Source organism: Burkholderia sp. SR8, assembly GCF_052851275.1.
This window is the reverse complement of sequence record NZ_JAULUC010000021.1, coordinates 108,173-119,127: the sequence shown is the minus strand read 5'-3', so window position 1 is coordinate 119,127 and position 10,955 is coordinate 108,173. Positions and strand designations below refer to the sequence as shown.

Genomic DNA, 10,955 nt, shown 5'->3' with positions numbered 1-10,955 from the left:
ACCGCGCGTTCCTCCGGCGTCAGATTCGGGTTGTTCGCGGCGGCCTTTGCTGCATCGGCTTCCGCCGCGCGATGCGCGACGAATGGACGTGACCGCCGCGGTTGGATACCGCGCCGCCGGCCGAGAGCGATAGTGAAGCATTCGAGCGCAGCAGGCCCTGCGTGTTGTTCACGTCGCCGCCAATCGCTGCATTCACACCGCGTTGCGCGGCGAGAATCCCGTTCGCATTGTTCCAGTTGCCCGCGCTGACGACAGCCTGCCCCTTGGTCACGATGGTGCCCGAAGCATTATTCAGCGCGCCTGCTCCATTGCCCGGCGCGATCGTCAGCGTACCCGTGCCGGCATGCGTGATCGTTCCGCCCGCATTGTTCAGTGTGGCCGGCTTGAGCGTGAGGTCCGTACTGCTGGTCTGGATGACGCCGGCCGACGAGTTGTCGAGCGTGCCGCCGACGTCGACAGCCATCGCCGACGTTCCGTATTGGGTGATCGTGCCACCATGGTTTGCCAGGTTCGTCGCAGTTAACGCGAGCTGGTTTGCCTCGAGTCTGCCCTGACTGTTATCGAGCAGGTTGCCGGCCTTCACAACCAGATTCGGTGCAACGATCGACCCTTGCTTGTTCGTCATCGAGCCGCTCTGGATCGTCGCATTGATGAAACCGCCGCCATCCACGACGATCCCGGCCGGATTGGCGAGAACGATCTCCGCGCGGCGGCGTCAGAGCCGCTGCGACGATGAATTCTCGCCTTTTCACTTCGTTTTATCGAAATCAATGGTCCCCGGCCGCGGCATCGCGCATCGCGTGTCCGGTTGGTGTGGAAAGTTTGCCGACTTACGGTCGGCTTGCAGAAAATTTGTCTGAAGTATAGACGAACCGGGGACGGAACGTGTCGGGAGGAGGATAGCCGGACGGCGAGGACCGGCGTGTTCAACGATGGAGGCCGGATAGGCTGGCGCGCTAAAGGTGCATCGTGCAGCGCGGAAACACCTCAAAAAGGCCGTAAAACGGCTCTGAGACGGGAGTGCCACAGTCGGGCGCCGGTCGCAATCCGATCGCGACGTTATAGCGATTCGGGTTGACTGCAATCGCCTGCAGGCAACCTACACGAGCATGCCGACAAAAAGGTGGAATTTGAAAACAACTGATTCCATTGGCCCGCCCTACACGATTCGAACGTGTGACCTACGGCTTAGAAGGCCGTTGCTCTATCCAACTGAGCTAAGGGCGGTCGCGGAGAAAAGACGCGGCCGCACGACCCGGGCCGCATGTGACATACGAGGCTTCAAGCAACGCAACCGCAACCGCACTCGCGAATTTCAAAGCCCCGAAACGAAACGGGCCCGGCATGAAGCCGAGCCCGAAATTATACCCGATCATCGCGTCATATCACGCGCGACGCACGACCGGCGCCGCAACCATCAAACCGGCTGCGGATGCAGCATGAACCACCCGAGGCAAAACAGCCCGGCAATCACGCAATACACGCCGAACGAAGCCAGCCTTCCGCGCCCTTCGAAATAGCGCATCAGGAACCGCACGCTCAGATAAGCCGCGATCGCCGTCAGCACGCCGCCGAGCAGCGCGTCCGCGAGCTGGTCACGCGCATGGAACAGCTTCGGCAGCTCGAGCACGCCGGCCGCGAAAATGATCGGCGTGCCGAGCAGGAACGAAAACTCCGCCGCCTTCTCCGCGGTGAGCCCGGCCCCGTTGCCGGCAATCATCGTCAGCCCGCTGCGCGAGAAACCCGGAATCAGCGCGCCGATCTGCGCGAGGCCGACGAAGAATGCCTGCTTGAACGTCATCTTCTCCGGCGGCTGGTGCGCGCGGCTGCGCTGGATGCGGTCGCCGATCCACAGCAGCACGCCGTTCACGATCAGCGCAATCGCGACGATCCGCAGGTCGTGGAACACGCGCTCGATGCGCTTCTCGAGCAGCAACCCGACGATCCCGGTCGGAATCGTGCCGATGATCAGCGCCCACATCAGGTGACCGTCGTCGTTCTTGCGGCCGCCGAGCTGCGCGAAGAAGCCGCTGATCAGCGCGATCCAGCGGGCGCGGAAATACCACAGCAGCGCGAGCGCGGTGCCGAGGTGCAGCGCGACGAGGAACGGCAGCAGCTGCGGCGCATGCTTGTCGATGTGCATGCCGAACAGCGCCGGCACGAGCAGCGTGTGGCCGAGACTGCTGACGGGGAAGAGTTCGGTGACGCCCTGCAGGACGCTCAGGAATACCAGAAACCAGAGACTCACGCGTCGGTCCTTTTAGTGGTGAACAATCGGGTAGGAAAACGGACGACGCAGCGCGCGTCCGAAAAAACGCGCCCCGATTATGCCGAGCAAGGATTACCGCGCCAAGGCATTTGGCAGCTTATTGCGGCGATGCACACAAACGCTTGCAATATGTAAGCGCGCAGAAAGCAAAAAGCCCGCCATTTGCATGGCGGGCCTTTCGAATCCGGCACAAATTGCAGTCAGCGGCCGAGCTGGTAGAAAAATAGTACCGTGCTGCCGGTGAACATGCCGAACAGTGCGATTCCCATTGCCATTGCCAGATCCATGGCCTCTCCACAAAGTGTCATGACCCGGCAACATCACCGGTTTAGAGCCATTATCCGGACCGTCGGCAATCTGAAAAACTCGCAATTTCCCGAGAAGGGTTTTCCCCGACCGCGTCGTGGCCCGATAATGGAGCGCGCCATCGCGCATCCCGCCCACCCCGTTCATACCGATTCGCCATGCCGATCTTCCAGCAGCACGACATTCACGAACTTCACGCCGGCCCGTCGCTCGTCCGGGTCGCCCCGCAATTCGGCGGCCGCCTGCTGTCGTGGCACGTCGATGGCGAACCGGTCATCTTCTGGCCGGACACGGCCGACTGGAGCAATCTCGCGCGCGTGCGCGGCGGCAATCCGCTGCTGTTTCCGTTCCTCGGCCGCCATCGCGTCGACGGCGAACTGGGCCGCTGGCGCGATAGCGCCGGCGTGGTCCGCGATCTGCCGATGCACGGTTTCGCGCGCGACCTGCCGTTCGCGGCGCATCCGTCGGCCGACGGCGCCGCGCTGTCGATGACGCTCGACGCGAACGACGCGCTGCGCGACAGCTACCCGTTCGATTTCCGCTTCGAAGCGACCTACCGCCTCGCCGACGCGCACACGCTCGACGTCGCGCTCACCACGACCAACCGCGGCGACACACCGCTGCCGTACTACGCCGGCCACCACTTCTACTTCGCGCTGCCGCACGGCGAGCGCGCGCAGACGACCGTCGAACTGCCGCCGACGCGCCGCTGCATGCAGCTCGCCGACGGCTCGATCAGTCCGCTCGAACCGGGCGACGCGTCGTACAGCCTCGGCGATCCGGACATCCTCGATCGCTTCCACTGTCTCGACGGCGCACCGTCGACGCCGGTGCGCATCGTGATGCCGGGCCGCCGCCGCGCGATCGAGATCGCGCTCGACGTGCCGGGCTCGATCCCGTGGTACGCGGTCACGACGTGGACCGAAAAGCCCGAATCGGACTTCTACTGCGTCGAACCGTGGCTCGGCCTGCCGGATGCGATCCACAACGGTCTCGGGCTGCGCATGCTCGCGCCGGGCGCGACCGAGACGGCCACGCTGCGCATCCGCGTTCTCCCGCTCGCCGGCTGACCGCGCACGCCCCGCCCCCGTGCACGCCGGCCGCGCCAACGGCCCGAAACTGCGGTGCGCGGGTCGAACCCGTTAAAATCTGACGTTTTGTGTTGCCTGCCGCGTGTCGCGCGGCGGGGTTTTGCGAGGTTCAATGTTCGGAACAACAACGAAGCGGCTCGTCGCGGCCGCCTGCGCCGCACTGCTGGTCGCGTGCGGCTCCGCACCCGTCGGCCCCGGGTTCTACCGCGTCGAGCGCGGCGACACGCTGTACAAGATCGCGCGCGAGAATCGCACGTCGATGGCGAACATCGTGCGCTGGAACCAGATCTCGAACCCCGACGCGATCGAGGTCGGCCAGGTGCTGCGCGTCGCGCCGCCCGCCGGCACCACGACCGCGTCGACCACCGGCACCGGCAGCGCGGGCCGCAGCCGCCCTGCTCCGTCCGCCCCGGTCGAATCGGCGGTCAAGCCGGCCTCCAGCATCGCGCTGATCTGGCCGGCCGCCGGCAACGTGGTGCGCACCTTCGACGGCTCGAAATCCAAGGGCATCGACATCGCGAATTCGGCAGGCACGCCGGTGATGGCCGCGGCGCCGGGCACCGTCGTCTACGCGGGCAACGGGCTGCGCGGCTACGGCAACCTGATCATCCTCAAGCACAACGCCGATTACCTGACGGCCTACGCGCACAACCGTGCGCTGCTCGTGAAGGAAGGGCAATCGGTTACGCAGGGGCAAACGATTGCAGAGATGGGCAACAGCGACAGCGATCGCACCGCGCTGCACTTCGAGCTGCGCTACGGCGGGCGCTCGATCGATCCGGCTCGCTACCTGCCGGCGCGCTGAGCGCGGGAATCGACAGGCGACATGCGATGCCGGCATGCATCGCATGTCGTCGCGAGGACAATCGGGAAGGTTGTGTCAGCGCTTGCGCAGACGGCCGGTGAAACGGCCGGACAGCGGATCGACGCAGCTGGCAAACGCCACCAGCGCCCCGATTCCGAACAGGCTGAACCCCGCAGCTATCAGAAGCAAATCCATGGTCACATCACTGTTTTGTCGTGATCTTATGCGTCATTGTGGAATCGTGCACTGAGCCGCACCGGTTGCACGAGTCGGAACATTCCCCTATCCATCAGACGCCATTGTGGTTTCGGTCGCGTGAAATGCCGATGTAAACCATCGACGCGACGACGATCGACGCCAAGGAGACCTGCGATGCTGCCCGCCGCCGACAACTACGACGACCTGCTCTCCCGCTTCGCGTGGGGCGTTCCGGCCCGCTACAACATCGGCGTGGACGTCTGCGACAAATGGGCCGACGGCAGCGGACGCGTCGCGCTGATCCACGAAACCGCGCAAGGCGACGTATCGCGCTTCACGTTCGACGACCTGAGGAATGCTTCTAACCGGCTCGCGAACAGCTTCGCGCGTGCGGGCCTGCAACGCGGCGACCGCATCGCCGTCTTCCTCGCGCAGGGCCCCGAAACGGCGATCGCGCATCTCGCCGCGTACAAGCTCGGCGCGATCGCGGTGCCGCTGTTCACGCTGTTCGGCGCCGACGCGCTCGAATACCGGCTCGCGAACAGCGAAGCCGCCGCGCTCGTCACCGATGCACCCGGCTACGCGAAGATCGCGCCGCTGCGCGCGCGGCTGCCGGCACTGCACACGTGCTACTGCATCGGCGACGCCGTACCCGACGCGCCGGGCTTGCTGCGCTACGACGCCGCCGTCGCGGCCGAATCGCCGGCGTTCGTCCCGGCGGACACCGCCGCCGACGATCCGGCCGTGATCATCTATACGTCGGGCACGACCGGCAAGCCGAAAGGCGCGCTGCATGCGCATCGCGTGCTGCTCGGCCATCTGCCGGGCGTCGAGATGTCGCAGCAATGCTTTCCGCGCGACGCGCGCCTGTTCTGGACACCTGCCGACTGGGCATGGATCGGCGGGCTGCTCGACGTGCTGCTGCCGTCGTGGCATCACGGCGTGCCCGTGCTCGCGCGCCGCTTCGAGAAGTTCGACGGCGAGGCCGCGTTCGCGCTGATGGCGCGGCACGGCGTGACCCACGCGTTCCTGCCGCCTACCGCGCTGAAGCTGATGCGCGCAGTGCCGGCGCCGCGCGAGCGCTACGCGCTCGCGCTGAAATCCGTCGCGAGCGGCGGCGAATCGCTCGGCACCGAATTGACGTCCTGGGGGCGCGACGCACTCGGCGTGACGATCAACGAGTTCTACGGGCAGACCGAATGCAACATGGTGCTGTCGTCATGCGCGGCGCTGTTCGACGCGCAGCCCGGCGCGATCGGCAAGGCCGTGCCCGGCCACACGGTCGCGATCGTCGACGCGCGCGGCACGCCGCTGCCGCCCGGTGTCGAGGGGCACATCGCGGTGCGCCGCCCGGACCCGGTGATGTTCATCGAATACTGGCGCAATCCCGCCGCCACGCGCGACAAGTTCGCCGGCGACTACCTGCTCACGGGCGACACCGGCACGCTCGACGCCGACGGCTTCGTGCGCTTCGTCGGCCGCGACGACGACGTGATCACGAGCGCCGGCTACCGGATCGGCCCGGGGCCGATCGAGGATTGCCTGCTCACGCATCCGGCGGTGCGGATGGCGGCCGTCGTCGGCGTGCCCGACGCGACGCGCACCGAGGTCGTCAAGGCATTCGTCGTGCTGAACCCCGGCCACGTCGGCGACGACGCGCTGGTCCAGGCACTGCAGGCACACGTGCGCACGCGACTGGCCGCGCACGAGTACCCGCGTGCGATCGCGTTCGTCGACGGCCTGCCGATGACCGCGACCGGCAAGATCGTGCGCCGTGCGCTGCGCGATGCGTGAACCGGCACCGCCGGCCGCACGTCTGATCGTTCGCGCGGATGGTTTATAGTGGCGCCCACGCAGTCTTTACAGCACACATCGATGTCCTCCGATCAACACGAATCCGCCGCGGGCGCGTCCCACAGCCCGCTCTACGTCAAGCTCCTCGGCGAAACCGCCAAGATCGACTGGTGCGATCTCGAACGCTTCTTCGCGCAGGGCAAGCTGCTGTCGGTCGCGCGCGATCTCGATCTCGTCAGCGTCGCAGAAGCGATCGCCGGCGACGACGCACAACAGGTCACGCGCTGGCTGTCGTCCGGCCTCGTCGCGCGCATGCCGGCCGAAACCGCCGCCGACTTCGCGGCGCGCAACCCGGAACTGTGGGCAGTCGTCGTATCGCCTTGGGTGTGCGTGCAGGAACGCGCCTGACGCGTCCGCCATGTCCGAATCCGCATTGCCGCACGGGGCCGGCGCCGGCTCGGCTGCCGTCTCGCACCGGCGCGTCCTCGCGCTCGCGTTTCCGATCGTCCTCGCGAACCTGACCCAGCCGATCCTCGGCGCGGTCGACACGGCCGTCGCCGGCCATCTCGACGGCGCGCAGTATCTCGGCGGTGTCGCGCTCGGCGGGCTGTTCTTCAATTTCGTGTTCTGGGGTTTCGGCTTCCTGCGCATGGGCACGACGGGCCTCGTCGCGCAGGCGCACGGCGCGGGCGATGCCGCCGGCATCCGCCTGAACGTGCTGCGCGCGCTGATCGTTGCGTTCGCGCTGGGCGCCGCCGTGCTCGCGCTGCAAGTGCCGCTGCTGTCGTTCGCGCTGACCGCGCTCGGCGGCAGCGACGCCGTGCGCACGACCGCACTGGCCTACGGTCACGCGCGGATCTGGAGCGCGCCGTTCGCGCTCGCGAACTACGTCGTGCTCGGCTACCTGCTCGGCGTGCAGCGCGTGCGGCTCGCGCTCGTCGCGCAGGTCTTCATCAATGCAGTGAATATCGGCGCCGTGCTGCTGTACGTGTACGGCTTCGGCTGGGGCATCGCGGGCATCGGGGCGGCCACGGCCACGGCAGACGCGTGCGGCTTCGCGCTCGGCGCATGGATGCTGTGGCGGCTGCGGCCGCGCGGCCTCGCGCCGCTCGCCGCGCGTGCGCTGGCGGACCGTGCGGCGCTCGAGCGCCTGATCGTACTCAATCGCGACATCTTCCTGCGCACGCTGTGCCTGCTCGGCGCATTCGGCTGGTTCGCGCACCTCGGCGCGAAACAGGGCGACGCGACGCTCGCGGCCAACGCGCTGCTGCTGAATTTCCAGACCTTCATGGCGTACGGGCTCGACGGCTTCGCGCATGCGGCCGAAGCGCTCGTCGGCGCGGCGGCCGGCGCGCGCGACCGCACCGCGTTTCGTCAGGCCGTGCGTGTCACGCTGCTGTGGTCCGCGCTCGGCGCGCTGCTGTTTGCGCTCGTCTACTGGGGCGCCGGCGGCTGGATCGTCGCGCGGCTGACCGACCAGGCCGAGATCCGCGCGGTTGCGCTGCGCTACCTGCCGTGGGCGGCGGTCTCGCCGATCGTGTCCGTGTGGGGCTTCCTGCTCGACGGCGTGTTCATCGGCGCGACGCAGACGCAATCGCTGATGCGCGCGATGGTCGTGTCGTTCGCGATCTTCATTGCGGCAACGCTCGCCGCCGTCGGCCCGTTCGGCAATCACGGGTTGTGGTTCGCGCTGCTGCTGTTCATGGTCGCGCGCGGCGCGACGCTCGCGCGCTACCTGCCGGCACTCGCACGGCGCATCGGCGCCGACGCGCCGGCGGCCGGCGCCTGACGGCCGTACCGCACGCCGCCCGCACTCGTCACTGCGCGGGTGAAGCCGCGGGCGCCGGGGCTGCCGGTTGGCCGAGCATCGACGGCGGCGTCATGTCGGTCGGCACGCCGTGATAGTCGGCCGGATCTTGCGGCGGCCCGCGACGGGCCTGGCGGGGATCGCTGGAACAGCCGGCAAGAATGGATGCGGCCAGCACAGCCAGCATGAAACGGGTCATCGTGAAGGCTCCGGAAAACGGCGCGCCCATCGCGCGCCGGGACCGCGCCGAGTCTAGCCGAATTCCGGGTTAGGGGTGGTCCCGCACATGTCCTAGTATGTAGCCATGGCGCTGTGCCGTTGAAAGGAGGCTGCCATGACGTCTGAAGAAATCGCTGGCCTGATCGGCCTGTTCGTGGGCCTGATGGTGCTGGTCGCCCTGTCGTACTTCGAGTCGCGCGAATACAAGCGCAGCCACGGCGGCGAAGGGATGATCCATCACTGGATGGCGGAACACCACCTGCTCGACTGGCGCCGCAAGCACTAGGCGAGCGCCCCGCTGTTGCGGGCCGCGCTGCCCGCGCGGCCGGTTCCCCAACGTGCGCGCACACGCACGGTGGCGGCTGCGCATCGTTCAAATTAACGGGGCCGGATAACCCGCGATTCATCCGAATGACCGAACGCCGTCGCGCGGCGTATTTCCGCGCGACGGCGTTCGTTCGCGTGCGCGCCGTGGCAGGCGCGCCACGCCGCGGTTCGTTCAGCCGAGGAAATGCCGCGCGTAGCGCGCGTTGATGTCCGACAGGCGGAACAAGGTCAGGAAATCCGCGCAGTTGAAGTCGGGATCCCACGCCGGCGCACCGCAGATCTTCGCCCCGAGGCGCAGATAGCCCTTGATCAGCGGCGGCGGCGCGACGACGGTGCCCGTCTGCAGTTCGTCGACCGGCAGTGCCGTGTGCGGGAACGCGCGGTATTCGGGCGCCGTCAGCGAGCTGGCGGGCAACGACTGGTACAGGTTCGCCGCGTAGTGGCCGCCATCGGCCATCGACACGCTCGCGCAGCCGAGCATCGTCTCGTAGCCGTTCTGCATCATGTACGCGCCGAGACCGCCCCACAGCGCCATGATCACGGCACCGCTGCGATAGTCGCTGTGCACGCACGAGCGGCCGACTTCGACCATCTTGCCGCGCAGGTGCGTCAGACGCGACAGGTCGAATTCGCCTTCCGCGTACAGGCGGCCGACCCGCGCGGCCTGGTGCGGCGGCAGCACGCGGTACGTGCCGACCACCTTCAGCGTGTCGAGATCGCGCACCAGCAGGTGGTCGCAATACGCATCGAACGGATCGACGTCGAGACCGGACGGACCGCTGACCTGCGCGCCCATCTCTTCGGCGAACACGGTGTAACGCAGGCGCTGGGCCTCGCGCAGTTCGTCTTCCGTGCGTGCCCAGGCGGCGCGCAGACGGTACTCGGATGTGACGGTTTCAGCAGCGCGCGGCAGGTGACGCCGCGTGGTGTCGAGGGGAAGCGAGGCAAAGGGGAGCGTAGGCGTCGGCAGTTCTCGCATTAGGCTTTCCTGGTCGTAAGGAATAGGACGACATGCCAGCCAATGTAGTAACCGGTCGTTACCGTTCTGTGGCACGACCGTGTCCTTTCAATGACGTGTCGCCAAATTGACTTTAGCAGAAAGCTTGCGAAACCGTATGACCAATGCCCTCGAGCCCCTTCAGACAAGGTCCGGCGTCAATACCGCGCGCAGCACGGCCTGCCGGCTGCCGTCGCGCATGCGGCTCGCGACCCATACGATGCCGCCCTTCTTGATGCTCCAGCTGTCGCCGTTGCCGACGATCAGGTGCGCGGCGACGCTGCCGAGCGTCGGCTGGTGCCCGACGATCACGACCGTCGGCGCGATCCCGTCGGGCCAACCGGCGGCCGTCAGCACGGCGTCGACGCTGGCATCGGGTGCGAGCGCGTCGACCGTCCGGTACTGGTCGGTCAGCGCTTCGACGGTCTGTACGGTGCGGGCCGCCGGGCTCGCGAGGATCACGCTGCTCGATTCGAGCCGGCCGCGCAGCCATTTGGCCATCGCCTGCGCCTCCTTGCGGCCGCGGGCCGTCAACTGGCGTGCGAGGTCGTTTGCCGCGTAGTCTTCGGCTTCGGCGTGGCGCCACAGGATCAGGTTCATCATGATGTCTCTCCATGCGTCGGGGCGAACGATCCGGCTGCGCACACTGCGTGCCGGACGTCATCCTCCGAATTGTCGCCAATCGTGAGCAATTCGTGATGACGCGCGGCCTATGAATAACGTGATTGACCCGGGCCCCGATTAGGCGATAGAATCTTTGGCTCGTCGGAGCGTAGCGCAGCCTGGTAGCGCATCTGATTTGGGATCAGAGGGTCGAAGGTTCGAATCCTTTCGCTCCGACCAAAGGAATCAAGGGGTTACGGTTAAACACCGTAACCCTTTTTTCTTTTTTCGCTCGCCGTTACCGTCGCGTTACTGACCTTACCCGCACATCACTTACTTGGGGCACAAGCGCAGCAACTGCATTGGCAACACGTGCGGGTCATCGTATCTACGAGGCGTTGCTCGACACCGATGAAGGATCAAGGCACTCCAACGTCCCGCGCGAATACTTTCCCCTCTTGATAAAGGCACTCTTGGTCCACGGGGCGTCGTGGGGCGATAAAAGCGGTTTGCTCACCGCACTTGGACCGCATGGGCAA

Annotated in this window: 10 protein-coding genes, 2 tRNA genes and 1 pseudogene; 7 read left to right on the top strand and 6 right to left on the bottom strand. The window is 66.7% G+C overall.

Going from position 1 to position 10,955, the window contains the following annotated elements:
• Positions 1-73: 73 nt before the first annotated feature.
• The 3 genes and pseudogenes from Q3A80_RS24015 to Q3A80_RS24005 all read right to left on the bottom strand — a co-directional run.
• Positions 74-682, bottom strand: a pseudogene (locus Q3A80_RS24015) (hypothetical protein); the annotation flags it as partial.
• A gap of 468 nt (positions 683-1,150) precedes the next feature.
• Positions 1,151-1,227: transfer RNA gene (locus Q3A80_RS24010), tRNA-Arg, on the bottom strand.
• Between the two features lie 190 nt (positions 1,228-1,417).
• Positions 1,418-2,248 carry an undecaprenyl-diphosphate phosphatase gene (locus tag Q3A80_RS24005; RefSeq protein ID WP_446331352.1) on the bottom strand — a complete coding sequence of 277 codons (831 nt, stop codon included), beginning with the start codon at positions 2,246-2,248 and terminating at the stop codon, positions 1,418-1,420.
• 485 nt (positions 2,249-2,733) lie between these two features.
• Between Q3A80_RS24005 and Q3A80_RS24000 the strand changes: the two genes are divergently transcribed.
• The 5 genes from Q3A80_RS24000 to Q3A80_RS23980 all read left to right on the top strand — a co-directional run bounded on the left by Q3A80_RS24000 (position 2,734) and on the right by Q3A80_RS23980 (position 8,252).
• A complete protein-coding gene (locus Q3A80_RS24000; RefSeq protein WP_446331351.1) occupies positions 2,734-3,645 on the top strand; it encodes an aldose epimerase family protein in 912 nt (303 codons plus the stop codon).
• A 133-nt stretch (positions 3,646-3,778) separates the two neighbouring features.
• A complete protein-coding gene (locus Q3A80_RS23995) occupies positions 3,779-4,471 on the top strand; it encodes a peptidoglycan DD-metalloendopeptidase family protein (RefSeq protein ID WP_446331350.1) in 693 nt (230 codons plus the stop codon).
• Positions 4,472-4,843: 372 nt separating this feature from the next.
• The gene (locus Q3A80_RS23990) at positions 4,844-6,463 is read left to right on the top strand and encodes an acyl-CoA synthetase (RefSeq protein WP_446331349.1); all 1,620 of its coding nucleotides are present in this window, start codon (positions 4,844-4,846) and stop codon (positions 6,461-6,463) included.
• Between the two features lie 81 nt (positions 6,464-6,544).
• Entirely contained in the window at positions 6,545-6,871 is a 327-nt protein-coding gene (locus Q3A80_RS23985) for a DUF2288 domain-containing protein (protein WP_446331348.1), read from the top strand.
• 10 nt (positions 6,872-6,881) lie between these two features.
• Complete coding sequence (locus Q3A80_RS23980) at positions 6,882-8,252, top strand: MATE family efflux transporter (RefSeq protein ID WP_446331347.1); 1,371 nt, start codon at positions 6,882-6,884, stop codon at positions 8,250-8,252.
• A 28-nt stretch (positions 8,253-8,280) separates the two neighbouring features.
• Here the strand turns inward: Q3A80_RS23980 and Q3A80_RS23975 are convergent, their stop codons facing one another.
• Positions 8,281-8,469 (bottom strand): hypothetical protein, encoded by a 189-nt coding sequence (locus Q3A80_RS23975; protein WP_446331346.1) that lies wholly within the window; start codon positions 8,467-8,469, stop codon positions 8,281-8,283.
• 135 nt (positions 8,470-8,604) lie between these two features.
• Here Q3A80_RS23975 and Q3A80_RS23970 point away from each other — a divergent pair, with 135 nt between their 5' ends.
• Positions 8,605-8,775, top strand: a complete 171-nt coding sequence (locus Q3A80_RS23970) for a hypothetical protein (RefSeq protein WP_446331345.1) — start codon at positions 8,605-8,607, stop codon at positions 8,773-8,775.
• A 213-nt stretch (positions 8,776-8,988) separates the two neighbouring features.
• Here Q3A80_RS23970 and Q3A80_RS23965 read toward each other — a convergent pair whose 3' ends face one another.
• Positions 8,989-9,795: a GNAT family N-acetyltransferase gene (locus tag Q3A80_RS23965; RefSeq protein WP_040143919.1), complete on the bottom strand. Its 807-nt coding sequence runs from the start codon at positions 9,793-9,795 to the stop codon at positions 8,989-8,991.
• Between the two features lie 159 nt (positions 9,796-9,954).
• Positions 9,955-10,416 carry a phosphohistidine phosphatase SixA gene (gene sixA / locus Q3A80_RS23960; RefSeq protein WP_446331344.1) on the bottom strand — a complete coding sequence of 154 codons (462 nt, stop codon included), beginning with the start codon at positions 10,414-10,416 and terminating at the stop codon, positions 9,955-9,957.
• 163 nt (positions 10,417-10,579) lie between these two features.
• Between sixA and Q3A80_RS23955 the strand changes: the two genes are divergently transcribed.
• A tRNA-Pro gene (locus Q3A80_RS23955) sits at positions 10,580-10,656 on the top strand.
• Positions 10,657-10,955: the final 299 nt, after the last annotated feature.